Genomic DNA, 26,455 nt, shown 5'->3' with positions numbered 1-26,455 from the left:
GCAAAGCATCCTGTTCTATACTGAGACGGAACGAGCCGCACGAGGACGGCGCGCTCACGGCCTGCATCATCCCCAGGGACAGTTACACTGATGCGTGAGTCATCCCCCCGTTGGCGGCCCTGCGTTCGTGCGGCAACGACCAAGCAGATGGCCCGGCGGGCTTGGTGTTTTCCTATCTCGCCGTTTGTCAGGCGTGACCACATCAGGTCACGGCCTATACCCGTCCCCGGAGACGCCCAATGGCACTCAAAGCCAATGAATCGTTGTTGAATGGCAAATACCTCATCGAGCGGGTGCTCGGTCGAGGCGGCTTTGGTTTTGTCTACCTGGCACGTGATACGCTGATCGGCCGCGCAGTCGCGATCAAGGAGATGAACCCGGCCCTGGCCGATGACGATCAGATGGTGCGCCGTTTCCTGGTGGAAGGACGCGCAGCCTTGCAGCTGCGCCATCCAAACGTCGTCGAACTCTACGACGTGTTCTCCGACCGCGGTTATTACTACCTGGCTATGGAGTATTGCCCCGGCGGATCGTTGGACGAACGGCTGGCCGCGGGGCCGCTGACGGTCAACGATGCGCTGGTCATCATGGATCAGGTCTGCGCGGGGCTGGCGCACACCCACAGTCGCGGCATCGTTCATTGCGACATCAAGCCGGCCAACATCCTCTTTGGCGCGGACGGTCAGGCCAAAGTGACCGATTTTGGCATTGCCCACGTCTCCTCCACCGCGGTCGCCCGCTCCTGGGGGACGTCGAGTGGGTTTGCGGGCGGCACGTTGACCTACATGGCGCCGGAGCAGTTGGATGGCGTGCGTGACGATCCGCGTGTGGATGTCTATGCCCTCGGCGCGATGCTCTACCGGATGATCGCTGGGGGGAGCTATCTCGATTTCCGGGCTGAAGAGTCTATCAGCGACCAGATTCATAACGCCCTCCTCATCAAACAGGGAACGCCGGTGGCCCTCGGCCAGCGCGTGCGCGGGATTCCGGCCTGGCTGGATCGCGTCGTTCTGCAGGCCCTGTCCAAGCAGCCGTCGGCGCGTTACCCAGATGCCAGCGCCTTGCGCGCGGCCTTGCAGCCTACGGCCGCCCCTGCGCGCGCAGCCGCGGCGCCGGCCAAGACGACCATTCTGCCGCCGGTGCGCCGTCCGCCGGCCGCGACGCCGCCTCCCACCCCGCGCCCGGCTGCGCGCGCCGCGCCGGCCTGGCTGTGGATGGCAGGCGGCGGCATTGGGGTGCTCATGCTGCTCGCAGTGACGCTGGCCGTGGTGTTGAGCCGTGATGGCAATCCGGCCCACACGCCGACTGCAACCCGCGTGGCCCTCGCCACGGCGACGGCGAAAGCGGCGGTTTCCACGAACACACCGACGGCGCCAGTGGTCGTCGTCACCCCCAGCGCGGCGTCCACCACCGCGACCGCGATCGAGGCAGCAACCGCGACTCCTGATGGCAATCCGACCTCAACCATCGCGCCGCCACCCACCACCGCGGCGCCGCCAACCCGCCCCCCGACACCTTTCGGCGGCGGCACTGTTGTGGCTTCTCCAACCGGACCTGTCCCCCGGACTCCGGCGCCATTACCCGCGCCTGTGCCGAGTGAGCCCCAGGAGAATGCGAATGTCACGGGCAAGATCAAGTTTGTGTGGGATTATCTCGGGCAGTTACAGCCCGGCCAGGCGTTCGAAGTGCGCATTTGGGCCGAAGGAGCAACGGAGCACCTGGGCGCAGCTCCGTCGGTGACGACCCAAGAGACGACGATTGACCTGGACTGGGCGCCCGGCATTGTTGCCAAAGAGAAGGAGAAGGGAGTGTACCTGTGGGCCGTGGCGGTGATCGAAAAGGCGACAGGTGCACGGATTGGCCGGGAGTCTGAGCCGCGCCACTTCAGGTATTCGCCTGGAGGTTGCGTGGGGGCATGCAGATACTGACATCGCTCACGCACATGGGCATGGCTGCGCTGGCAGCAAGATGGCTCCTTCGGCTGATTACCGCCGCGCTTCTTTTGAGCGGTATGATTGGTGCGAATGCACGCGTGTCAGCCGCTGACAGTCATGACGCGGATACCGTGGTCTCCCTGGCGGCCGTTGCGGACACCTACGTGGCATCGGGACACTCCAACGAAGCATTTGCAGTACGCCGTAATTTTTGGGTTGGCTATAGTGAGTCGGATAGCTACCTAGTGGAACGCAGCCTGCTGCGTTTCGACCTCCGCGGCATCCCGCAAGGCAGTCTGATCCAAAGCGCCAGGCTGCAGCTCTATCTGTCGGCCACTACGTCAGGGGCCGCGCCGATGCCCATTGCGGTCTATCGCATCAACAGCAGCAGTTGGCCGGAAGCCATCACCTGGAACCAACATCTGCAGCTTTCGTGGAACGCGACGCCGGCGGCGACGACTACGGTGGGCGGCCAATTCACCTGGTACACGTGGGACTTGAAGGACTTGGTGCAGAGCGCCAACACGGCCGGGCAGAGTGAGCTGAGCCTGCTCCTGCGCGGGGACGAGACGGCCGGGCAGCATGAGCGCGCGTTCTGGTCGAAGGACTGCAGCGTCAGCGACTGTGGCAGTCCACCGGGGCTGCGTCCGAAACTGGAGATTCAGTACCTGCCGCCGACGTCCACGCCCACAGCAACTCCGACCAAAACCCCAACGCCCACCAAGACGACAACCGTTACCCCGACGCCGACAAAGACGCCAACTGTCACCCCAACGCCCACCGTCACCCCAACGCCGCCGGATGTCTATCTACCTGGCGTCGGCCGCATCATGACATGGACGCCGACGCCGACAAACACACCGACCCAAACGAACATGCCGACGAAGACTCCAACGCTCAGGCCGACAAATACGCCGACTTCAACGCCCATACCTACACTCTTAGTCGAGCTAGTCGGGCAAATAGGAGGTAGCGTTGTGGCAGTAGAAGCGCAGGGAAGTTATGTCTACGCTGGAGTCGGACCGCGGCTGGTGATTGTTGATGTCCGTGACCCGGCTCATCCTATGCAGGTCGGGCGGAGTCCCGTCTTGCCCGAATTGGTTGAGGGTGTCAATGTCGTGGGAGACCTAGCCTATGTGGATGATGGAAGCAGCGGGCTACAGATCATTGACGTCAGCAACCCGGTCAACCCCACCTTACGCGGCGCTTACGATACGCCGGGGATTGCTTTGGACGTGATAGTGGCGAGCGGCCTGGCCTACGTCGCCGACGGCGTGAGCGGGTTGCAGATCATCGACGTCAGCAACCCGGCCAACCCCGTGCGCCGCGGCGGCTATGACACGCCGGGCAACGCCCTCGCTGTCGCTGTGGCTAGCGGTCTGGCCTACGTCGCCGACGAGGCCAGTGGCCTGCAGATCATCGACGTCAGCAATCCGGCCAACCCCGTGCGCCGCGGCGGCTATGACACGCCGGGCAACGCCCTCGCTGTCGCTGTGGCTAGCGGTCTGGCCTACGTCGCCGACGAGGCCAGTGGCCTGCAGATTATCGACGTCAGCAATCCGGCCAACCCCGTGCACCTCGGCGGCTATGACACGCCAGGTTATGCCTTCGGCGTTGCCGTAGCCGGTGTTCTGGCCTACGTCGCCGACGGGGAGAGCGGGTTGCAGATCATCGACGTTAGCAACGCGGCCAACCCCGTGCGCCGCGGCGGCTATGACACGCCAGGCACTGCCCTCCACGTGAACGTGGCCGGCAGCCTTGTCTACGTCGCCGACGGGGACAGCGGGTTGCAGATTATCGACGTCAGCGATCCGGCCAACCCGGTGCGCCGCGGCGGCTATGACGCAGCGGGGCGTTCCTATGACATTACTGCAGCCGGCAGCCTGGCCTACGTCGCCGAGTATGGCAGCGGGTTGCAGATCATCGACGTCAGCGATCCGGCCAACCCGGTGCGCCGCAGCGGTTATGACACGTCAGGGCGTTCCTATGACGTTACTGTGGCCGGAAGCCTGGCCTACGTCGCCGACGGGGACAGTGGGTTGCAGATCATTGACGTCAGCAACCCGGCCAACCCCGTGCGCCGCGGCGGCTATGACACGCCAGTGTATGCCCGTGGCGTTGCCGTGGCCGGCAACCTAGCCCACGTCGCCGACGGGGACAGCGGGTTGCAGATCATTGACGTGGCCGACCCGGCCGACCCTATGCGCCGCGGTGGCTTTGACACGCCCGGTTATGCCCGTGGCGTTGCTGTGGCCGGAAACCTGGCCTACGTCACTGACGGGGACAGCGGGTTGCAGATCATTGACGTGAGCGACCCGGCCAACCCTATGCGCCGCGGCGGCTATGACACGCCCGGTTATGCCCGTGGCGTTGCCATGGCCGGAAACCTGGCCTACGTCGCTGACGGGGACAGCGGGTTGCAGATCATCGACGTGAGCGACCCGGCCAACCCCGTGGGTCGCGGCGGTTACGACACGCCGGGGTACGCCTTCGGCGTTGCCGTGGCCGGCGGTCTGACCTACGTCGCCGACGGGGACGGGTTGCAGATCATTGATGTGAGTAGGCCGGCAAGCCCTGTGTACCGCGGCACCTATGATACGCCGGGGTATAATGCCCTTGGCGTGGCTGTGGCAGGCACAGTGATCTATGTCGCTGATGGAGAGGATGGCCTGTTAATCCTGCGAATCCACTGACGTCTTATGGACGCCGCGGATTGCGCCGGGCATAGGCGCACCGACCGGTCAGGAGACCGGCTGACCGGGACAGCCCACTGGTCGTCTCCGAGTAGCACCCGTGATTGGTTGGCGCCGTCCGCGTGACGTTCTTGGCCGCAACCCCCAGGCGCCTGACCCAGCTTGGCGGCCTGACCGGTGGCACCGTCATACGTTCCAACCTCGGAATGGTGCAGTGTGGTTCAGACGGAGGAATCCTGATACAAGTATGAACTGGAAACGGAGGAGAAGTATGCTGGCCCAAAAGCGTTATTCGATTTTGATCGCCCTCGGCGTGATGGTTTTGCTCCAGATGGCTTGTGGACAAACATCACCTACCGCTGATGAGAAAAAGATCGCGACCACGGTCGCCAATCAGGTGCGGGCGACCCTAACCGCTGAAGCTCAAAAACCGGCGGCAGCTACGGCCGTCGCAGCGGCTCCATCCGACACCCCTGAGCCGACGAAGACGCCAGCGCCCACGGCGACATCTTCTCCCACCGACACGCCAGCGCCCACGGCGACTGACACGCCGACATCTCTCCCAACCGCTACCCCCGTACCAACCGACACCTCCGCACCGGCTGTTACACCTACTGCAACCGAGACGCCGCCTGCAGGCGATGCGCCTACGAGCGACCTGATCGTCAATGCGCCAGCGATCTTGGGCGCTAGAGTTGCAGAGGTGGAGGGCGTCCTGGGAAAACCCCTGGATATTGTCCAAATTGGTCGAGGGTCGGTGGAAGCGATTCCAGAGGGCGGCGAGTCTCGCACCTACGAGATACAAAAATACCTTCTCTACGTTGATTACGACAAGACCGGCATTGCCAAAGGCGTGCAGTTGTTCAGTGGACTGGAAAAGCATGGCTACGCTTTGTCTGCATGGCCTGTGGCGTTGAGACGTGTTGGGGTTGACTTTATTACCAAACCACCGGACGTATCAGCCCCAATTGCCGTCGCCTGGACCAATGTCAATGGCTATGCGGTCAGGGTAGAAACCGATGCCATAGGGGGTAAGATATGGAGCGTTTGGGTTTCGCTCGTTTCAGCTAACCCGCGGCCAGCAAATACGCCTGACAAGCCGGCGGCGATTGCTTCCAGTGCGAGCAACATACGGTCGGGACCGGGCACGAGTTATCCCATCGTCGGCAAAGCGAGCGCCGGACAGCGCTATGATATTCTGGGGCGCAACGCGGATTCGTCCTGGTGGCAGATCTCGTATGGCGGCAAACAGGGATGGATTGCGGCTTCGGTGGTCAAGGCGAGCGGCCCCCTGACGCAGGTGGCCGTAGCGCAGAACATTTCAACACCGCCCCCGGCGCCAACTCCTCCGCCGGTCAAGCCAACTTCTCCGCCGGCCAAGCCACCATCCCTGCCGCTCACGCGGCCCGATCAAGAGTTCATGGTGAAAAACTGGGGCCTGCGCCTTTACGATGTGAAGCGCGCCAAGTCAGTCTATTTCTACGGCGACGCGCGCTTTGCTCAAGGTACGTATCTCATTCCCCTCGTTGAGTTTCGGAATACGAGCTCCGGAACCGCGACGCCTCTGCGCACTCTCAATTTCTACCTGCAAGATACGCGGGGGCGCACCTACAAATTCGACCCGTTCGATGAGGCCGTTCTGGGCGCCGCATGGCAGTTCCAGGCTGGGCACTTGTACGATGACATCAACCCGGGGCTAACATTGGGCATCGCCTTGCCATTTGATGTGTCGCCTGACCTGACTGACGTCTGGTTGCGCGTCAAAGAGGATTCCAAAATCGTGATGTACCTGGGGAATGTGAGTCAGTTGCCGGAAAGCAGATGAAACGATGACGCCAGAAGCTGGAATTCTGAAATGTGTCAATGATTTTGAGACAACTCGAGGTCATTGACACATTCCGGTGGGTCAGAGAAGGTGGTCTGTTGTTTCGACACGCGAAACGTGTGAAGGGTGCCATCCTTGAAGTATCGCATGTATATTGACGAGGTCGGTAATTCTGACCTGGGCGCTTCGGCGGATCCGAATCACCGCTACCTGAGCTTGACGGGCGTGATTTTCGAGCTCGACTATATGGCAACCGTGGCCTTTCCTGCCATCGAGCAGCTCAAGTCCCGCTACTTCGACTCCCATCCCGACGATCCGGTGATCCTCCATCGCAAGGAGCTGGTCAACAAAAAGCCGCCCTTCGCAGCGCTGCAAGATGAGGCCATGGAGGCGGCTTTCAACCGGGACCTGTTGAAACTGCTAACCGAACTAGACTATGTCGTCATCACGGCCGTGATTGACAAGTTGGAGCATCAACAGCGCTATTCCGTCTGGCGCTTCGATCCCTATCACTACTGCTTGACCGTGTTGGTGGAGAGGTATGTGCGTTGGCTGCAAGAGCGTAACTGCCAGGGCGATGTCTTGGCTGAGTCGAGAGGCGGCAAGGAAGATCGGCGACTGAAAGATTCCTTCGAAAGACTGTGCCAGGAAGGTTCGGAGTACGTGCAACCACAACAGTTTGCCCGCTGGCTCACCAGCCGGCAACTGAAGGTGAAATCCAAGGCCAATAATATCGCGGGCTTGCAGATCGCCGATATCATCGCTCATCCAAGCCATCGGGCAACCATGGCGCGCCGGCAGCAACAAGCATTGCCCGATAACTTTGGCGGGCGAATCGGCGGAATCCTGGAGGCCAGCAAGTACAATCGCAGTCCTCAAGGCCGGATCGAGGGTTGGGGGCGCAAATGGCTGCCATAAAAAAAGGCCCCGAAGGGCCCGAAGGCGTTATGCCTTCCACCTCCAGATAACTGGATTACTGTCATTATACCGAACGGTAGCTGCGAAGTCAAGAGAGAAACACTACAATACTCGGGGGATCGGATAGATTGTGGCGAGTTCCACCGCCTTTGCCCATGACATGGCGGCATGGTAGAATACGTGCGCGATGATCATTGGCAAGACATCGGATAAGTTGGATGGGAGCCGCATGAACCTGAACGAACTGCGCCAGCGAATTGCGCACTGGGAAGACCTACACACCGAATTCAAGGAATGGCCGGTTCATAACGATGACCTCGCGGCTGCGCTGACGGCGTTTGCCAATACGGACGGCGGTCAGTTGATCTTGGGCGTAGACAAAGAGCGCCGTATCATTGGCATCGCAGACGCCGATCGGGTCATGCGTACGATTCATTCCATTGCCTATCAGAACTGCGAGCCACCGCTGACGATTGTGCAGGAGTCCATCCTGGCGGATGAGACCACGGTTTTAGTGGTGAACATTCCCAAAGGCGATCAGAAACCCTATCGAACCAACCGCGGCGTGTATTACACGCGCACCTCATCCGGCCGGCGTCAGACGTCACGCCAGGAACTCCTGCGCCTGTTTCAGGCCTCCGAGAGCATGTTCTACGACGAGACGCCGGTGCTGCGGGCCAGCGTTGATGACATCGAGATCGCGGCGTTTACACGTTTCATTGAGCAGACCTACAGCCAACGGCCGGAAGAATTCCCGACCGGCCTGCAGGGATTGTTGCGCAATCTGCGCCTGGTGCAGGAGGTCGGCGGCGAGCTGTATCCCACATTGGCCTGCCTGCTATTCTTCGGCCGCGAACCGCAGCGCTTCCTGCCCCACGCACACCTTGTTGCGGCGCGTATCCCAGGTCAAGATCTCGCCGCCTCACCTACCGATCTGAAACGGATTGACGGCACACTGCCGGTCATCTTTGAGGATGCAGCCCGTTTTTTGAACATCCATTTGCCGACACGCCACCGCATCCAGGGCTTTGAACCAGAAGCTTTCCCCGAACTGCCGGAGGTGGCGTTACGCGAGACGTTGGTCAACGCATTGGCCCATCGTGATTACACCGTGACCGGCCCAATCCGCGTGCTGATCTTCGATGACCGGGTGGAAGTGCGCACGCCAGGCCGCCTGCCCAACACCGTGACGGTCGCCGCGATCAAACTGGGCGGCGCTCACGTCCTGCGCAACCCAACGATCTATCTCCTCTTCAGCCGTTTGGGACTGGTCACCGGCTTGGGGAGCGGTGTGTTCCGCGTCATCCAACTCGTGCGGGCGGCCACGGGCCGCGAGCCGGACATCAGCGAGCAAGGCAACGAACTGCTGGTGGCCTTGCCCAGGCCGGCGCGCGCCGATCAGGCCGCGAAGTAGGCGCTGTAGAAGGCGTCCAGCCGGCGCCGGATGCTCTGCTCCGCAAAACCGCTCTGCAGCGCGCTGGCCACGACCGGCGCGGCCAACAGCGTCACCTCCTGCGTGACGATGGCTTGCGTCATGCCCATCTCCGCCAGCCACGCACGGACGTCCTTTTCTCCATGCGTCCGAAAGAAGTTTCGCACCAGTCCCGTGGTCAGCTCCGCAAACAGCGGCGTGGCGCGGAAGTGCAGCCAGGCGTCTACAGCAATCTGCACCATCGTCTCCAAGGACGCGGCATCCACAAAGTCGGCCAGTTGGGTCATTTCCGTGCCGGCGTTCGCGGCCCACACCTCGCCGCCCCACGTGCGCATCAGGCTGGCGTCCAGGGTCGTGTTCAGAAAGGCTTCGCTGTCACGGATGGTCTCCTGGACATTGGCGCTGATGAAGGCGAGGAGCTGCTTGTCAATACTCTTGCCCAGGGTGGGCGCGCCGGCGTTCAAGGCATTCTGCCCCATCCTGAGCAGCGACGAGGCGCCGGGGATATTTTTCGCCAGGGTGTTTTCGGTCAGCACAAAAGCCTTGATGCCCCGGTAGAGGACATTGGAGATCAGCACCCCATAAACGGAGCTTGAGATCAGCTGGTGGGTGATCTCGCGGCGCAGGTCTTCCAGGCCGCTAACGGTGTCAACGAGCCGATCGAAAAACTGGCGCGGCAGGAAGGCCGCGACGCGGGCGTCATCGTTCCTCAAGAATTCATGGACAAACAGCACGTTCTCCCGAATCTCGCCCACGAGTTCGGGCGACAGCGGCCGCTCGATCACATTGCGCTTGATCCAGTCCACCACCTGGACTGCGCTCACCACCTCGACCAGCCGTACCTGCCCCAACCAGGCAAAAACGTCCGCCACTTCCTCCGCCAGAGTCGCCGGCAGCCTCTCCCCACGCAGCCGCTCCAACTCAAACCGCACATGCGCTTCCAGCAACTCAGTCTTCTTTTTTGTCATTCCTCATCCCTTCTTCCACTCAACACTCACCTAAAAAACCACGTTAACGCAAAGCCGCAAAGACATTTTCATGCACGGTCGTTCTGTCCTCTGCGCTTTGCACTCTGCACTTTTCACTTCTCCCCCCATTCCTCATTCAGCATTCCTCATTCAGCATTCCTCATTCAGCATTCCTCATTCCTAATTCCTCCACCTGCAGCCAGGCCGTCCCCCAGCCATCCCCACTCCAGCGCCCGTGCACCAGCAGCGGCTGCCAGGGCGCGGGATGTTTGGCCGCCTTATCGCCCCGCGCGATGACGAACGTGACGCCGTCGCCCAGGAAAAAGCCGGGGCCGCCCGTCCAGCCGGGCAAGCGCACGCCCGCGGTGAGCAGCGGCCGGCCGGGGAAAGCGGACAGCTCACTCAGCGGTGTGTGCGCCGGCAAGCGCTGGCGCACCAACGCCAGCGGATCGGCCAGCGCGCTGACCGGCAGGCCGAGCAGTTCCGTTTCCCAGTCCCAACGCTGGCGCAAGCTCTCGGCCGGAACGGCAGGGCGGCCGAAGTCGAAGGCCATTTGGCTGGCTGCGCGGTGATGCAGTTCCTGCGCTTCGGCCAGCAGCGCAGCCCGGCTTGCCGCCAGTCCATCCAGCGCGCCGCTGCGAATCAGATGCTCGATCTCTTTGGGCCGCAGCTCGACGCGGCGCAGCAGATCGCGCAAGCCGCTGAACGCGGCGACCGCACGTTCCTGGCGAATGGCCGTACTCGCGGCCTGGCGCAGATCGCGCACCTGGCCCAGCCCCATGAAGAGCACCGGCCCCGATCGTCCCTCCGCCAGGCTGAACGACTCGGCGCTGAAGTTGATGTGCGGCGGCCGCACCGTCAACCCCAGGCGCACCGCCTCCGCCATGTAGATCGCGGGGTGATGGAAGCCGCCGTAGTCGGCCAGCCGCGCGCACAGAAACTGCGCCGGGTAGTGCGTCTTGAGGTAGGCGGAGCGAAAACTGACATCTGCATACGCGGTCGCGTGCCCCTGGTTGAAGCCATAGCCGGCGAACGGCATCACCTGCTCCCAGAGCGTCTTGGCTTGCGCCAGGGCGAAGCCGGGGCCGGCCGGCGGCGGCCGCTGGCAGCCGGCAATGAACTGCTCAGCCAGCGCCTCCATCTCCTGCGCGCCAAAGTGGCTCATGCCGCGGCGCAGTTGATCGGCCTGCGCCCACGTCAACCCCGCAATTTCTCGCGCCAGGCGCAAGATCTGTTCCTGGAAGATCAGCACGCCCTGGGTCGGGCCGAGGATCGGTTCAAGCGCCGGGTGCAGATAAGTCACGGTCTGCTCGCCGCGGTAACGGCGCACGAACGCGCCGGCCATGCCGCCCATCGCCGGGCCAGGCTTGAAAAAGGCATTGGCAATCGCCAGGTCGCGCACGCCGCGGGCCTTGAGCTTACGCAGCGTGCGCTGCGCGCCGTCCGATTCGCACTGGAAAACGCCAATCGTCTCCCCGCGCGCCAGCAGATCGGCCGTGGCCGCGTCGTCCAGCGGAATGTCGGCCAGGCGAAAGGCCGGATCGTGGCCCTCGTGCACCCAGGCCGCAGCGTCGGCGAGCACGGTCAGCGCGCGGATGCCCAGCAGGTCCATCTTCTGCAGCCCCAGCGTCTCCACATCGCGGTGCTCGAACTGCGTGATCAGAAAACCCTTAGGCGCCCACTGCACCGGCGCAACGTCGGTCAGCGGCCCGGGCGTGATCACCACGCCGCCGGGGTGCACGCTCAGATGGTCGGGCTGGCCCACCAGGGTGTAGGCCATGCGTACGGTCTCGCGCTCCAGCGGATCGGTCAACGCAGCCAGCACATCATCTTGCGTGCGCTGATCGCGACGCCGCGGGTCGGGATGCCAGCGGCGCGGCAGCATGCCCACCAGGCGATTGACCTGGCTAACCGGCAGCCCGTATGCCTTGCCGGTTTCGCGCACGGCCGACTGCGGCTGCATGGTGCTGACCGTGCCAATCAGCGCGACGCGGTCCGCGCCGTACGCGTCGCGCACATAGCGCAGCACCTCGTCGCGGCGACGGCTGCAAAAATCGAGGTCAATGTCGGGCGGATTGGTGCGCGCCGGATTCAGAAAACGCTCGAAGAGCAGCCCATGCTCGATGGGGTCCACCGTGGTGATGCCGGTGCAAAACGCGACCAGCGAGTTGGCGACGCTGCCGCGGGTGCTGACCGGAATCTCATGCTCGCGCGCAAAGCGCACGATATCGGCCACTACCAGGAAGAGCGGCGCGAAGCCGTGCCCGCTGATCGCGCGCAGTTCCGCGGCCAGGCGATCCTGGGCCTGGCCGCGGCGCGGCGTGCCAACAGGATAGCTGCGGTCGAGGCCAGCCTGCGCGCGGGCGGCGAGCGCCGCGTCCGGCGTCTGCCCAGGCGGCAGCGCCAGGCTGGGCCAGATCGGCCGGCCGTCGGGCAGGCAGTCGCCGCAGCGCGCCGCGATCTCGCCGCTCTGCGCCACGGCCTGCGGAAAGCGCGCAAAACGACCGGCGACCTGGGTCGGGCTGAGCCAGTGCAGGGGAGTGTTTTGAGAAAAAGGACCGGCCGGCGCGCGCGGCGGGGGCGTCGCTTCGGCGTGACGCGTGTGTGGTCGGGTCACGTAGCGCGTTTCGTCGTCGGGCGCATCATCGTCGAGATCGGCGGGATCGCTCATCTCGTCATCGCCTGCGTCCTCGCCCAGCCGCGCATTGGCGCGGATCGCGGCCAGCAGGCGCAGCCGGGGCGCGTCCGCGGGCGTCAGGCAGAAGATCGGCTGCACCGCGGCCGCGGCCAGCCCCAGCCGCCGGCCCAGGGCCATGACCGCGTCGGCGACGGCCTCATCGCCTGGGGTGTGCAGTTCCAGGGCCAGGTAGAAATTGCGCCCATAGATGCCCGCCAACTGCTCGGCGTAACGCTGCGCCGCGGCCGCGTCGCCCGCGCGCAAGAAACGCTCGATCCACCCCTCCTGCCCGCCGCTGAGGCAGATCAGCCCCGTGCGGTGCGCGGCCAACGCGTCCCCGTCCAGGCCGCGCGCGGCCAGCGCCTCCCGCTGCGGGCTGCCCTGGATCAACGACGACAGGCGGCAGAGCGAACGGTAGCCGTTTGCGTCGGCGGCAAGCAGGACGAGCTTGCCCGCCGCGTCGCCGGCCGGCGCGGGGAAGGCCGGGTCGGCCGTCGTAACCGTCATGCCGATGATGGGCTGGATGCCCGCGGCGCGGCAGGCGCGGCCAAACGCAACTGCGCCGTAGAGCGCGTTCGTATCGGTCAACGCCAGGTGCGTCAGGCCGTCCGCGGTCGCGCGGCCGACGAGCGCGGCCACCGAGGGCGTTGCGCCGAGCAGGGTAAAATGGGAGTGGACTTCGAGATGGGAAAAGGACATCGCCGTTATCATAGAACGGCAGCGCAGAAATAGCAAACGGCGGCCCGCAACCCCGGGCATTCCAGAGGTGGCGTCGCGCAGGGTGCATTTCAAAGTCGAGGTGTAGCCCATGACGTGGACTAGGCAATCGTTGCAGCGACTCCGGGGTTTGCAAGCAAGCGCCAGGTCGCCGGTGCGGCCCTTGGCGTGGAATGCCACCGTCCCGTAGGGACGCCTTGACTTGAGACCGGCAACGCCCCCGCGCCGGTCGTCCCGTAGGGACGATTGAATGAGGGTTTCCCCGTGTATCCCGCGGCGATACCGCGACCATGGGGGAGGAGTTCAACCGTCCCTACGGGACGGACACGGATGGCGCAATCATGGCTAAGGCCAGGTGTCCCTACGGGACACGCGCCCCCATCCCATGAGGATAGCGGCATCACTCGCGAACAGCGTTTACCGCCATTGCCTGAGAGTCGAGCGCAGAATTTCCCGTTTTGCCAGGCCAGGTTTGCCCTGGAAATCGGCCAAAGGTTGTGTGTGTTTTAGTTTGGGGGCGCAGCCCACGAAGGTTGGGCTTTGCCGTGGTTGCAGGGATTCCAGTAGAAGAAAATTCCTTGACCGCAAAGATCACAAAGAGCACAAAGAGCGCAGTGATGTTGCCAATTCAGACCATTCCTGACCGGGGCGAGCTGGCGCGACGTCTTCTGGGCGCGGGACGGCGTTTCTCACCCGAGCGCGATGCCGTGGCCGAGCTTGTAGCCGAGCGCGCCGCCGAGGGCTAACGTCACGGCGCCATGACCTCGCTTCATCCCCCCTTCTCCTCTCTTTCGGGGGTAGGTTTTTTTGAGAAGAGTGAGCGAAACAGCGTGACTTCGTGTAAGATAGAGTTTACCAAACAACCTATCATACTGGAGGTCACAGATGTCTCGCTCAGAATCATTGTTGCAGTGGACGACATGCGTGTCAAGTAATCTGCCTCAGTTATCAGTAAGTCAGGCCCGGGTGCTGGCGTGGTGGAGTTTTGGGATCGCGATGACGGGCAGTTGTGGGCGCTACACGGTGGCAACCTTTCTCGGTCTGCTGAGCGGACAGAAAGTGGCCACGGTGGAGCAACGGCTGTATGAATGGTGCCTGGATGCCAAAGACAAGGGCGGGAAGCAGCGGCAAGAACTGGTCCTCAGCACCTGCCAGTTGGCGCTGCTGCAGTGGATCATCCGCTTGTGGGTGGGCACGCAGTTGGCCTTGACCCTGGATGCCACGAGCCTGGGGGATCGATTTGTGGTTCTGGCCGTGAGCGTGGTCTACCGCGGGTGTGGGATTCCTGTGGCCTGGACGGTCTTGCCGGCTGGCGCCAAAGGCGCATGGCGCAAGGAATGGCTGCGCCTGCTGCGCTTGTTGCGCCCGGCCGTGCCCCCAGAGTGGACGGTGATTGTCCTGGCGGATCGGGGCTTGTATGCGGGCTGGCTCTATCGTCGGATTGTACGACTGCACTGGCATCCCTTCCTGCGCATCAACAATGGCTCGAAGTTTCGGCCCCAAGGCCGTGCGCACTGGTACTGGCTCAAAGACTTGATTGGTACTGTCGGCCACCAGTGGCAGGGCCGCGGTAGTTGCTTCAAACATCCCGCCAGCCGCCTGGAATGTACGCTGCTTGCCTGGTGGAGCGAAGCCAACGAGGACCCCTGGTTTGTTCTCACCGATCTCTCACCGACCCAGTCGTCCGTTACCTGGTATGGCCTGCGCTCCTGGTGTGAGCAAGGCTTCAAGTGCAACAAGCGCGGCGGCTGGCAATGGCAGTTGACCCGCATGCACCATCCCGAGCGTGCCGCACGCCTCTGGCTCGCCCTGGCGGTCGCCACCCTTTGGATGGTCAGTGTTGGCACCGAGCTCGAATGCCGGACCAACCTTGACGACCCAGACCTGCCCGACCTGCAGGCCTTGCTTGACCACAAACCTGTGCGTCGTATCCGCCTCCACCGCTTGGGTCGCCTCTGGCTCTTGGTCGAGGCCATCGCACGCCAAGCACTTCACCTGCCACGACAACTTTTACCGGAACCGTGGCCGGCGCCACTTTCACCGACACAAGCTGTACTGGCACCCTGTCCGGAGGTGCCGCCATGAAAAACCTACCCCCGAAAGCCTTCTCCTCTCCGTTATGCGGAGAGGAGAAGGGGCCGGGGGTTGAGGTGAGGCTCGCGCCCAACGCCCATAACTCCCGGTGGCGCGGGATGTTCTCACAGAACGATCGCCGCAACTCAGCATCCTCGATCAGGTCGGCTTGCTGGCGCAGCCAGCGACCACCGCGCGCCAGCAGTTGTTCCGCCCACGGCTCCCCGGCGGCGTCCAAAACGGTGTAACAGATCCAATAGAGCGAGCCTGGATCGGTCGCCTGGTCAATCAAGGGGACAGGCGCGCCAGCCAACAGCTCTTCGACGCATGCCAAAGCCTCGCGGGTCTCGCCCCTCTCCAACGCCAGGTGCGCCTGCGCGCCCACGATTTCGGGCAGCAGCCGCGCCGCAACCTCGCCCTGGGCGGACGCGCGCGCCTGGCGCAAGGCATCCGCGGCTTCCGCCCATTGGCCCTGCCGTTGGCGCAGCAGGCCGGTCAGCAGCCATGCTTCGGCCAGCAGATGCGGGACGCCCAGCCTGGCGGCGATGGGCAGCGCCTGCGCGGCCGCGTCGGCGTATCCAGGCTCACCGCCATCCAGGTGCAGCCGCGCGGCAGCCAGCAGGAGCCGCGCCTTGAGCAGCGCCGCGGCTAACGCGTCGGCCGCGACGGTCGCGGCCTCGATCAGACGCTTGGCCCGCGCCCAGGCGCCGAGCCGCACGAACAGCTCAGCCGCCTCCACCTGGCCGGCCGCGGCGGTCCAGCGGTCGTTGATGGTCTGGCAGGTCGGCACAAAGTGCGCGTAGATCGCCAGGAAACGGTCAGCGTTTGCCGACAACCGGTAGAGCGCCAGCTGGTTCAGCAGCACCTGTCCTTCCAGCCAGGGATGGCGCAGGTCGCGGGCTGCGGTCAGCGCGGCGTCGAGCCTGCCCTCAGCCTCGGAATAGTCTCCCCGTGCACAGGCCACCATCCCCAGCCCCATCAGCGCCACGGCGCGCACGAACGGCGACTCGCGACCCAGGTCGCTGTCCCGCACCTCGCCAAAGGCCGCGGCCGCGCCAGCCAGATCATCCACAGACCAGCAGGCGACGCCCAGGTGCAGCAGGCAGTCGGCGACGGCATCGGGCGCGGGCAGCGCACGCGCCTTGCGCAGCGCATGGACATAGTAGCGCCGCGCCAGATCAAGCTCGCCGCGCCACCAGTGGCTGCGGCCGGCAATGCGCTGGGCCTCGATCTCCGCGGCAGGGTCGTGCTGCGCCGCGGCCAGCGCCAGCGCCGCGTGGGCCGCGACAATGGCTTCTGCGTAGTGCGTGGTTTGCTCGGCCAGGGTCGCCCGGCGCAGAGCCGCGACTAAGCGCTGGCGTGAGTCATGCGTCAGCTCCGCCAGTCGTTCCAATTCGGCAATGTCGGCCGCCTGGGCCTGGAGATCGCGGCGTTGGCTGTGCGCGTGCTCCCGCGCCGCAAGCAGTTCGAACTGCAGCGCAGGCTGCGCCGGCGACGCCAGGGCCAGCGCCTGCGTCAGATAGCCAATGGCTTCGGCGTGCGCGTGCCAGGCCAGCGCCTGCTCACTGGCGGTGTGCAGATAACCCAGCGCCTTGATCCGCTCGCCCGCGCGCTCGTAGTGCCAGGCCAAGGCTTGCAGAGTGACGCCAGCCTCCGCGCCGTGCTGGGCAAAGAGACGCTCCATCTCCAGTCCGACGGCTCGATGCAGGCGGCTGCGCTGCACCGCGTCCAGCGCGCCGTACAAATAGGCTTGAAACAGATGATGGCGAAAGTGATAGACCGCGCCGGGTATCCCCGCGCGGGGCAGTACGCCGCCGGGAAGTACCAGGCGATGGGCGCTCGCCAAATCGCCGCTCAGCTGCGCGACGACCGTTGGCTCATCCTCGCCCACCAGCACGGCGACAACCTCACTGCGGAACTCGTCGCCCTGCACACACGCGGCGTTCAACAGGCGGCGGTCGGCCGGCGGCACGCGGTCAACGCCCTCTCGGATCAGCGCCTCGACGCGCGGTGGCAGCGCGTCCCAGTTCAGCGCGCCGCGATCTACCCAACGTCCCTCCGGGTCCTGGCTGAGCCACCCATCCGCGGCCAGCGTGTGCAGCAGTTCCACGGTAAACAGGGCGTGGCCCTCCGTATGGCGATAGAGAGTCTCCCGAAAGGGCGCTTGCAGATGGTTAGGCTCGCGGTCGAGCAGCGCGTCCACGAAGCCGCGACCGTCGCTCTGATCCAGGTCAATCGTCGTCGCGCCGGCCTGATGGCGCAGCGTGTGGATGATAATGCGCAGGGGATGGCCGCGCTCAGCCTGGGCCAGCGCGAGCGCGCCTGGCCGGTAAGCGCCAACGATCAGCACCCGGCTGCGGGCCAGGGCCTGCGCCAGGTGGAAGAGCAAGGCGACGGTGCCGTCGTCGGCCCAATGCAGATTGTCCAGCGCCAGCAGCAGCGGCCGCAGCCGCGTCGCCTGTTCGAAGAAACGCGCCAGCTGGTCGAACAATGCCGTCTGTGATAGGGGCGGCAGCGCCGGCCGGCCGGCTTGCTGCGCGTCCGCATTGGCGCCTGCGCCAGCCAAAACCAGGCGCGCCCAGTCCGGCGCTTGCTCCCGCAGCAGACGGACGACTTCGACGCCAGCCGGCAGCGCCTTCGCCGAATGGTTGGGCGAAGGTGCGTGGGCGTTAGGCGTGCCCGTTTCTCGCTCCGCGCACAGGCGTAAGCCATCCACCACGGGCTGGTAGAGGTCGCCGATCCCGAGCAGCGCCGTGCAGGTGCCATGCACGACCAGCCAGGGTGGACTGGCGCGGCCGAGCTGTCGCGCCATCTCCTGCAGTAGATGTGTCTTGCCGCTGCCGGCCTCGCCCGTCACCAGAACGACGCTGCCGCGCCCCAGCGCCGCCTGCCCGGCGCCAACGTGCAGCGCGGCCAGCTCCTGTTCGCGGCCGACAAAGGGGTGAGCATTGTGCGTTCCGACCGCCGACCAGGCGGCTGTGGTTGGTGCGGCCGTGCGAACCGGTTTGGCCGCCGCGGCCACGGCTAGTCGTCCCTGCTGAATGGCGGCGGCAAGCGCCGCGGTCTGCGTTTCTGGCTCTGCCCCCAACTCCTGCTGCAGATCACGCCGATACGCGGCATAGTGCGCGAGCGCGGCGCCATGCTGATCGCTGTCCACCAGCGCCAGCATCAGCCCGCGCTGCGCGGCTTCGTCGTACGGATTGAGCGCCAGGGAGCGCCGGTAGCGCGGCCGCGCGCGCGCCAGATCCCCTTGGACGTGGTCATGCTGCGCCAGCCGATAGAGCGCGTGGGCGGCGAGCTGCTCCAACTCGCTGCGTGCGGCCGTGATCCATTGCTCGAACTCCTGGCAATCGTCGGCGTGGAACCCTTCCAGGAAGGGGCCGCGGTAGAGCGCCAGCGCCTGTTCCAGGGTGGGCGCCCACCCCGGCTGCGATTCCGGCGTTTGCGCCAGCGCCAGAAAGCGCACGGCATCTATGGTCACATCCGCGGCCAGGTTGAACTGCAAGGCTTCGCGGGTGATGAGGAGAAAGGGAGGGCGGCTGGTCTGGTCGTTGAGCACCGCGCGCAGGTTGGCGAGCACGCGGCGGAAATTACCGCGCGCGGCTTCGATGGAATGTCCCGGCCACAGCAGCTCGGCCAGCGCCTCGCGCGGGTGGGGACGGTGGTGCTCCACGGCGAGGAAGGCCAGCAGGGCGCGCACCTTGTTGGATTCCAAACGTTCGATCACCTGGTGATCGAGGGCCAGCTGAAAAGGACCGAACAGGGTCAGGTCGAGATGGGCCATCGGGCTCCCTCCTCAAAACCGCACAGCAAAACCAGGTTGTGCAAGAACCACTTGTATTTTACCACAATATTCGTGCTTTGTCCGGACGTTTTGCGCGCGATTTGCGCGCGATGATGTGCTAATATGGAAGATGAATGAACGCGGCCCAAACGTGTCCTTGAAGCCGCCTAAGTTTAGGCTCGAAGTTGTCTCGTATAGGAGAAAGTACCATGTCGCCCATTCATCGCTCATGTGTTCTCTCGATTCTCTTACTAGCCGCGCTGCTGGTCGCGTGTGCCGCCCCGGCCGCGGCGCCGACGGCCACACCGGCGCCGCCGACGGCCACACCGGCGCCGCCGACGGCCACACCGGCGCCGCCGACGGCCACACCGGCGCCGCCGACGGCCACACCGGCGCCGCCGACGGCCACACCGGCGCCGCCGACGGCCACACCTGTTCCGCCTGCGTCGACACCGGTCTCACTGGACGCCACTACCCTGGCCAAGATCGAGGCGCTGGTAAAACAGACGATGCAGGAGAATAAGGTCCCCGGCTACGCCATGTGCGTCGTCAAGGATGGCAGTGAGGTCTACAGCAAGGGCTTCGGCGTGGCCAAGTTGGGAAGTGATCGGCCGGTGACACCCCAATCGGTCTTCGCCATTGCCTCCACTACCAAGTCCTTCACCGGCGTTGCCTTGATGCAACTCGTCGAGCAAGGCAAGGTAGATCTGGACAAGCCGGTCACGGCCTATCTCCCCTACTTCGAGATGGCCGACCCGCGTTACAAGGACGTTACCGTGCGCATGCTCGCTTCGCACACATCGGGCTTGACCGACGAAGCAGTCACGGCAACACCGCCGGGAAGTGTGGAGCCAACCGCAGTGGACGCAGCGCTTGAGTGGTACGTGCGGTCCCTGAGCGACGACACGCTGACAGCGGCGCCCGGCGAAACATGGCAGTATGCCTCGGTCAACTTTAGCATCTTGGGCGACCTCATCGGCAAGGTATCAGGCCTGCCCTATGACCAGTATGTCGTCCAGAACATCCTGAAGCCGCTCAAGATGAACCACTCGACCTTCGATGCGGCGGCGATCCCGCCCGATGCCTTGGTCGGTGAACATACAACCGGTGAAGACGCGGTCGTGAAGGCGATGCCAGCGACCCACACCAAGGGCATAGACCTACCGGCAGGCGGCCTCTATTCCACTTGCGAGGACATGACGCGTTGGATGCGGGTTAACCTGAATCGGGGCGAATTGGACAGCGCGCGCATCCTCAAGCCTGAGACCTACGATACCCTCTGGAAGGTAGAGGCGCCGACCGGTCTCGACGAGATCTTCGGTGCGTGGGCCGGGCAATATGGGTTAGGCTGGAGTGTGGCGAAAGACGGCGGCCATTTTCTGGCCGGCCATCCCGGCGGGGGTTCGGGCCAGACCACCGGCTTCCAGCTTGCGCCCGACGACAACCTGGGCGTGACGGTGTTAGCCAACTGGGGCACCGACTCAAACTACCCGGCCTGGATGGCAGCGGCTGATGTGGCTTATGCCTTGCTGGGCATCAACAAATAGATGCCCAGGCGATCGGTTGGGCGATCCGGGGCGGATCACCCAACCGATATGCAATTTCGATCCATGACAACTGGAAGGAGTGCCAACGATGTTACATTTTAATCGCAGTTTTGTCATTCTGGTGCTGGCAGCATTGCTCGCCGCCTGCGCCGCCCCGGCCGCTGCGCCGACGGCGACACCGGTCCCGCCCACGGCCACGCCAGTACCACCGACGGCGACACTTGAACCTACCGTCAGCGTGGTTTCCACCGCAACCGTTCAGGCGCCACCTGTGACACCAACATCGCCAGGTTCGGAGGAAAAGCCATCTGACGTGCTCTCCGGCTTCGTGAAAAACGATGGCGTGAGGATTCACTATGAGGTCGAGGGCAAGGGCCCGCCCTTGGTCCTGGTGCATTGGTTTACCGGCAGCCTCGAAGATTGGCGGGTTTTCGGCTATGCCGACGCACTCAAAGCGAACTATCGCCTCATCCTCATCGATGCCCGTGGTCATGGCCAGAGCGATAAGCCCCACGATCCAGCTGCCTATGTCCTGGAAAAACAGGCCGCCGACATCGTTGCTGTGCTCGACGAGCTGGGCGTTGACAAGGTGCATTACTTTGGCTACTCCATGGGCGGTACGGTGGGTTGGGCTCTAGCCAAGTATTTCCCTGATCGTCTTTCGTCACTGATCATCGGCGGCGAAGCCCCTGAGGATTTCGATCCCAGCGCCGATATTGCGCGTTATCGCACGCTCACTCCTGAAAAATATGGACGCGAGGTAGCAGATTTTTCTGGCTCTTACGGTTTCTCGGAGGCCAAAACCTATGCCCTTTATGCTGCCACCGATTTTGAGGCCGCAATCGCTGACATTCAATCCTTTAGCGCCGAAAACTTCGCCCCTGATTTACCGGATATGACGATGCCCATCCTATTATTGGCCGGCGCGTACGATGAAGACAATACTGCATTGAAGGCTGCGACCAACAAGCTGCCAAACGCCACATTTGCATCGCTGCCAGGCTACGACCACGGCACAACCTTCCTGCAAACAAACCTTGTCCTGGAGCACGTCACGAAGTTCCTTGCCCAAGTAGAAAAAGCGGTGCTTGACGACGCCACCGTGGCCAAGATCGAAACAATTGTCAACCAGGCGGTGACAGACTACCCGGTGCCCGGCTTCGAGCTTTGCATCGTCAAGGGAGGGCAGGTTGCCTACAGCAAGGGCTTTGGATTGGCCGACGTGGCAAGCGACCGTCCCATGACCCCGCGTTCGGTGTTCAACCAGGCTTCCATCTCCAAGTCCATGACCGCTATGGCCATTATGCAGTTGGTGGAGCCAGGCAAGATTGACCTCGACAAGCTGGTTACTGCCTATCTGCCGTACTTCACCATGGCCGACCCGCGCTACAAGGATATCACGGTGCGCATGCTGCTCAGCCATATGTCCGGCCTGCCTGAAGCCCCGATCCCTTGGGATGCCCCGCTCGACCCGGCGATTGATCCGCTCGAACAAGCCGTGCGCAGCCTGAGCGATCAGCAGTTGTTGTCCGCGCCCGGCGAGCAGTACAACTACAGCGGTTGGGGATATTCGATGCTGGGCGACATCATCGTCAAGGTGATTGGCCAGCCGTTCGAGAGCTACATGCACCAGCGCTGGCTGGAGCCGCTTGGCATGGCGAATTCCACCTTTGTGCCGGAGGAGGTCGATCCTAACTTGCGCGTGACCGGGTACATTACCGGCGACGATGGCAAGGCCGCTGCGATCGAGATCGCGTGTGATCCCCGTGACGCCCCGACCTGCGGCCTCTGGTCGAACTGTGACGACATGACCAAGTGGGCCCGGTTCATCCTTAACGAGGGCACGATGAATGGCAGGCGTTTGCTGCAGTCTGAGAGCATCGACGCCATGTGGACATCGGTTGCCAGCACCCCCTGGATGGATGCTCTCGGTCCCTGGTATGGACCCTATGTTGGAGAGTATGGGCTGGGATGGTACGTCGGCGAGAAAGCCGGCCACCGCCTGGCGGGCCATGCAGGCGCCGGCGATGGCGTCAATACTCACATCCAGCTCGCTCCCGATGACGGCTTGGCTGTAATCGCCATGGACAACTGGCTCAAACCGGACCCGGAGTGGTATCCCGCAGGATTTGCGGCCTTCGACGTGATGGACTTGCTGCTGGGCATCAAACCGCAATAGGCGCCGGACAGTGACTGCGGCCAATCCGTCTTACCTGATTGCGCTGGTCTTTCGCCAGGTCTGACGAAGCGCGGCTTCGCCAGACCTGGCCTATTCGTGGTAGCCGGCCGGGTGCAGCACCAGCCGCATCAGGATCAGGCCCATTTTCCTTCTGAATTCCTCGTTTCCGCTAAAAAACTACATTCAAGTCGTTTGTCCTGTATACCATGCCCATCGCATGATCGTGAGCCCGATACCGTGGGTTCTTCGTGGGGCTAGTCGCCGCGATCAGACCAACTGCGAGCAACTCATCGCTGACCTGCTGCGCGGGTTCCATTGCCCTCTGCGGGAAGAGGAGATGTAGCGGTTTCTGAGGGAGGTGACAGGATGATAGTTTTGGAGTCCGCCAACGAACATCTGGAGTGCGACGACGCGTTGCCGCACACACGCCGTGCACAAAGCGGCGACCTGTCGCCGCAATCCAAAGGGCACGCGTCCGACAGCCAGAGCGGTGACGCGTCGCCGCAATCCAAAGAGCAGTCGTCCGATAGCCAGTGCGGCGACGCCTCGCCGCACACACGCCGTGTACAAAGCGGCGACGCGTCGCCGCAATCCAAAGAGCACGCGTCCGATAGGCAGAGCGGTGACGCGTCGCCGCACTCCAAAGAATATGCCGTGATTAGTTCTTGGCCCCACGCGCCTCCGCATTGGCTATTCACGCCTGGCATCTACATGGTTACCGCTTCTACGTACAAAAAGGTTCGACTGTTGAATACGCCAGCCAGGCTCGATCTCGTTCAGAATTGTCTGTTCCAGGTTGCGACCGAATTCGGTTGGTCGTTGGAGGCGTGGGCTATTCTGGTGAATCACTATCATTTTGTCGGACGTTCGCCGGATGACCCCCGCACGTTGCGCAGACTGATCGGTAAGCTGCACATGTTGACCGCCAAGGCACTCAACGTCCTTGACGGCACACCTGGACGTAAGGTGTGGTTCCAGTATTGGGATAGCCTGATTACCTACGAGCGATCCTATCTGGCGAGGCTGGCCTATGTGCACGGGAACCCAGTGAAGCATGGCTTGGTGCGTAGAGCGACCGACTATCCCTGGTGCTCAGCGGGATGGTTTATCGAGCATGCTCCAGGCAGCTTTGTGGAAACCGTGCGCCGACTGAAGACCGATCGCGTGGTGGTACCCGATGACTTCTGACTTTGGAGTGCGGCGACGTGTCGCCGCACTCCAAAGAGTACGCGTCCGACAGCCAGAGCGGCGACATGTCGGCGTAAAAAATCAGAAGCCCGACTTCCTGGAGAAGCCGGGCTTCTGACGCACCACGCCCAGCGCAGCACCCGCACATCCTGCACTCGGCTGGCCGCTCGCAACCCGTCCAGGGTTTCATTTGGCCGAAGCAAAAAGAAAAAGGCCGTGATCGTTTCAGGCAGGCACCGCCTCAGGCTGTGATTCGAGTTGGTTCTGTACCACAGGCCATGACTGCGCCATCTCGATCATGGCATCTCTCACCTCAACCCAGTCGTGCAGGGTGGCGGGGTCGAAATCGGCCTCGTTCGGCCAGACCAAGGTGCCGGCTTCGACGTCCAGGCGGACTTGATTGAACAGGCTCAGGTCACGCAGAGGACCATACAGTTCTCCCCGCAGTAACGGCCAAAAGTCAATGGTCTGGACACTGTCGTCATCAAATGCGATGCGCAACGTGTACGGCGCAACAACTTCAAAACCGACACCCTCGTAGATATCACTCACCGCAACACCCGCGCATCCCCCACGCGGCGGGTCACGCGGATGCTGTCCAGGTATTCCAGCAGCGCCAGGGCGTATTTGCGGCTGGTGTTGAAGCGGTCGCGCACCTGCGCGACGGTGACGCTGCCCTCCTGCTGAATGATCTCCCTGACCGCGGCCAGCAGTTCCTGGTAGGTCGCGGCGCTGAAGGCCACATCCTCGTTCAGCTTGACCAACTGCCCCTGCTCCAGCAGCGCGGCCAGCAGTTCATCGCCCAACGCCGCGCGCACCTCGGTCAGACCGGGCGGCGTGTACGGCTGCTGGCGAAACGCGGCCAGTTGGCGCTTGACCAACGCCTGCTGGCTGGCGTTGAAAGTCACCGCGTGGTCGGCCCGCCGCACGGCCGCCTCACTCACCTGCAGCAGCCCCACGCCCTCGGCGTAGCCCAACAGGTCGTTGAAGGCCCGCGGCGCCAACGGCGCGGCGCGTCCTTGATCCACGCGCGATTTCAACTCCCCTTTGGGCATCCCGCCGCGCAGCGGATAGCCGCGATGATATTCGTCCAGAATCGCGGCCAGCCGCGCGCGGACCTGACTCCAGCCGCTGCGTGAGATGACCAGCGTCTCCAGCGCGGGTTCGGTCGCGCCGCCCAGCAGGATGACATCGCCGGCCCGCCATGCTTCGTGCAACGCCGCCTGGGCCAGGCTGTCAGCCAGTCCGCTGCGCTCATGCACCGTGCGCACCAGCGCGGGCTCGTCTTTGCTCAACGCCTGCAGCCAGATTTCGGCCGGCGTCCCGTGCGACAGGGTTTCCAGGCGGCTGATCGTTTCCGGCCGAAAACGGCGCCAGCGCCGCGCGGGGCGCGGATCAACCACCAGTCCGCCGCCCAGGGTGTGACTGGGGGATGGCTGACGGATGATGAAATGATCGCCGCGCGCCAGGGCCAGCGGCCGTTGCAGGCGAAACTGCACCCAGCCCTGGCCGCCCGGCTGCAAAATCTCCGCATCCAGTAGGCGCACGTAGGCCGGCACCTCGGCCGCGCCGCTGAAAACATCCACCAACTGATTGTGTTTGAGGGGCGCCGCCCCAGGTAACAGCCGCACGCGTCCATCGAGCAGAATGCTGCTGCTCAGCGTGCCCGGCAGGCAGACAACCTGGCCGCGCGGGACTTCGTCGGGCCGTACGCCGATCAGGTTGACAGCCACGCGGCTGCCGGGCGGCGCGATCTCGACCTTTTCTTTGTGGGTCTGCAGCCCGCGTACGCGGCTCGTGAGGCCAGCCGGCAGAATCTCGACGTCATCGCCGACGCGCAGTGCGCCGTCGAGCAGCGTGCCCGTGACCACCGTGCCGAAGCCGGCGATGCTGAACGACCGATCTACAGCCAGCCGCGCACGGCCTCGATCAGGCCGCGCCGGCGCCTGCGCCAACTGGCGGGCCAGGGTGCGCGCCAGGTCTTCCAGGCCGATGCGCTTGCGCGCGGATACCAAAACCATGGGCGCACCAGCCAGGCCGGTTGGCTCCAGCAGATCGCCGATTTCTTCCTGCACCAACTCAAGCCAGTCCGGGTCTTCGATCATATCAATCTTGGTTACGGCGACGACGCTGGTGGGAATCTGCAGCAGATCCAAAATCGCCACATGCTCACGCGTCTGGGGCATGACCCCTTCATCGGCCGCCACCACCAGCAGCGCGGCGTCAATGCCGCCCACGCCGGCCAGCATATTCTTGATGAAGTCAATGTGACCCGGCACATCCACGATCCCCACGCGGACTTCGGCAAGCTCAGTCGAGCCGTCGGTCTGTCCGTTGACCGCGGGCAGCGTCATCCACGCGAAGCCCAGGTCAATCGTCATCTCGCGCGCTTTTTCTTCCTTGAGCCGGTCAGGGTCTATGCCGGTCAGGGTCATCACCAGGGTGGATTTGCCATGATCCACATGGCCGGCCGTTCCAATGACTCTCACGATGGCACATCCTTACACGGTTTCGGTTCTC

At 63.7% G+C, this 26,455-nt stretch carries 14 protein-coding genes and 1 pseudogene; 10 read left to right on the top strand and 5 right to left on the bottom strand.

What is annotated here, in order from left to right; translation table 11 throughout:
- Positions 1-239: 239 nt before the first annotated feature.
- The 5 genes from ACPQ6D_RS17675 (at position 240) to ACPQ6D_RS17655 (ending at position 8,784) form a co-directional block, all read left to right on the top strand.
- Positions 240-1,928: a serine/threonine-protein kinase gene (locus ACPQ6D_RS17675; protein WP_423225675.1), complete on the top strand. Its 1,689-nt coding sequence runs from the start codon at positions 240-242 to the stop codon at positions 1,926-1,928.
- Positions 1,916-4,627: a DNRLRE domain-containing protein gene (locus ACPQ6D_RS17670; protein ID WP_423225674.1), complete on the top strand. Its 2,712-nt coding sequence runs from the start codon at positions 1,916-1,918 to the stop codon at positions 4,625-4,627. Before ACPQ6D_RS17675 ends, ACPQ6D_RS17670 begins: the two co-directional genes overlap by 13 nt.
- A gap of 271 nt (positions 4,628-4,898) precedes the next feature.
- On the top strand, positions 4,899-6,452 hold the full coding sequence (locus ACPQ6D_RS17665; RefSeq protein WP_423225673.1) for an SH3 domain-containing protein: 1,554 nt from the start codon (positions 4,899-4,901) through the stop codon (positions 6,450-6,452).
- A 135-nt stretch (positions 6,453-6,587) separates the two neighbouring features.
- Positions 6,588-7,370: a DUF3800 domain-containing protein gene (locus tag ACPQ6D_RS17660; protein WP_423225672.1), complete on the top strand. Its 783-nt coding sequence runs from the start codon at positions 6,588-6,590 to the stop codon at positions 7,368-7,370.
- A 229-nt stretch (positions 7,371-7,599) separates the two neighbouring features.
- A complete protein-coding gene (locus ACPQ6D_RS17655; RefSeq protein WP_423225671.1) occupies positions 7,600-8,784 on the top strand; it encodes an RNA-binding domain-containing protein in 1,185 nt (394 codons plus the stop codon).
- Here the strand turns inward: ACPQ6D_RS17655 and ACPQ6D_RS17650 are convergent.
- On the bottom strand, positions 8,769-9,770 hold the full coding sequence (locus ACPQ6D_RS17650) for a hypothetical protein (RefSeq protein ID WP_423225670.1): 1,002 nt from the start codon (positions 9,768-9,770) through the stop codon (positions 8,769-8,771). The two genes, ACPQ6D_RS17655 and ACPQ6D_RS17650, sit on opposite strands and share 16 nt — an antisense overlap.
- Before the next feature lie 160 nt (positions 9,771-9,930).
- Complete coding sequence (locus ACPQ6D_RS17645; protein ID WP_423225669.1) at positions 9,931-13,146, bottom strand: DNA polymerase III subunit alpha; 3,216 nt, start codon at positions 13,144-13,146, stop codon at positions 9,931-9,933.
- Positions 13,147-13,781: 635 nt separating this feature from the next.
- Here ACPQ6D_RS17645 and ACPQ6D_RS17640 point away from each other — a divergent pair.
- Complete coding sequence (locus tag ACPQ6D_RS17640) at positions 13,782-13,910, top strand: hypothetical protein (RefSeq protein ID WP_423225668.1); 129 nt, start codon at positions 13,782-13,784, stop codon at positions 13,908-13,910.
- Between the two features lie 139 nt (positions 13,911-14,049).
- Positions 14,050-14,979, top strand: a pseudogene (locus tag ACPQ6D_RS17635) (transposase); the annotation flags it as partial.
- Positions 14,980-14,998: 19 nt separating this feature from the next.
- Here ACPQ6D_RS17635 and ACPQ6D_RS17630 read toward each other — a convergent pair.
- Positions 14,999-19,021: an ATP-binding protein gene (locus tag ACPQ6D_RS17630; RefSeq protein WP_423225667.1), complete on the bottom strand. Its 4,023-nt coding sequence runs from the start codon at positions 19,019-19,021 to the stop codon at positions 14,999-15,001.
- 209 nt (positions 19,022-19,230) lie between these two features.
- On the opposite strand from ACPQ6D_RS17630, the gene ACPQ6D_RS17625 reads away from it, so the two are divergent.
- From ACPQ6D_RS17625 to ACPQ6D_RS17615, 3 genes are all read left to right on the top strand, one after another.
- Complete coding sequence (locus ACPQ6D_RS17625) at positions 19,231-20,568, top strand: serine hydrolase domain-containing protein (protein ID WP_423225666.1); 1,338 nt, start codon at positions 19,231-19,233, stop codon at positions 20,566-20,568.
- Positions 20,569-20,656: 88 nt separating this feature from the next.
- Positions 20,657-22,747, top strand: a complete 2,091-nt coding sequence (locus ACPQ6D_RS17620; protein ID WP_423225665.1) for an alpha/beta fold hydrolase — start codon at positions 20,657-20,659, stop codon at positions 22,745-22,747.
- A gap of 375 nt (positions 22,748-23,122) precedes the next feature.
- A complete protein-coding gene (locus ACPQ6D_RS17615) occupies positions 23,123-23,935 on the top strand; it encodes an REP-associated tyrosine transposase (protein ID WP_423225664.1) in 813 nt (270 codons plus the stop codon).
- Positions 23,936-24,160: 225 nt separating this feature from the next.
- On the opposite strand, the gene ACPQ6D_RS17610 is transcribed toward ACPQ6D_RS17615, so the two are convergent.
- Both ACPQ6D_RS17610 and selB read right to left on the bottom strand, forming a co-directional pair.
- On the bottom strand, positions 24,161-24,487 hold the full coding sequence (locus tag ACPQ6D_RS17610) for a DUF2442 domain-containing protein (protein WP_423225663.1): 327 nt from the start codon (positions 24,485-24,487) through the stop codon (positions 24,161-24,163).
- Entirely contained in the window at positions 24,484-26,424 is a 1,941-nt protein-coding gene (gene selB, locus ACPQ6D_RS17605) for a selenocysteine-specific translation elongation factor (protein ID WP_423225662.1), read from the bottom strand. Before selB ends, ACPQ6D_RS17610 begins: the two co-directional genes overlap by 4 nt.
- Between the last annotated feature and the right edge of the window lie 31 nt (positions 26,425-26,455).

The organism is Candidatus Amarolinea aalborgensis, assembly GCF_900491745.1.
In the GTDB taxonomy this organism is placed as follows: domain Bacteria; phylum Chloroflexota; class Anaerolineae; order SSC4; family Amarolineaceae; genus Amarolinea; species Amarolinea aalborgensis.
Note: the sequence above shows the minus strand (reverse complement) of the source record. Positions and strands in the feature narration are given on the sequence as shown.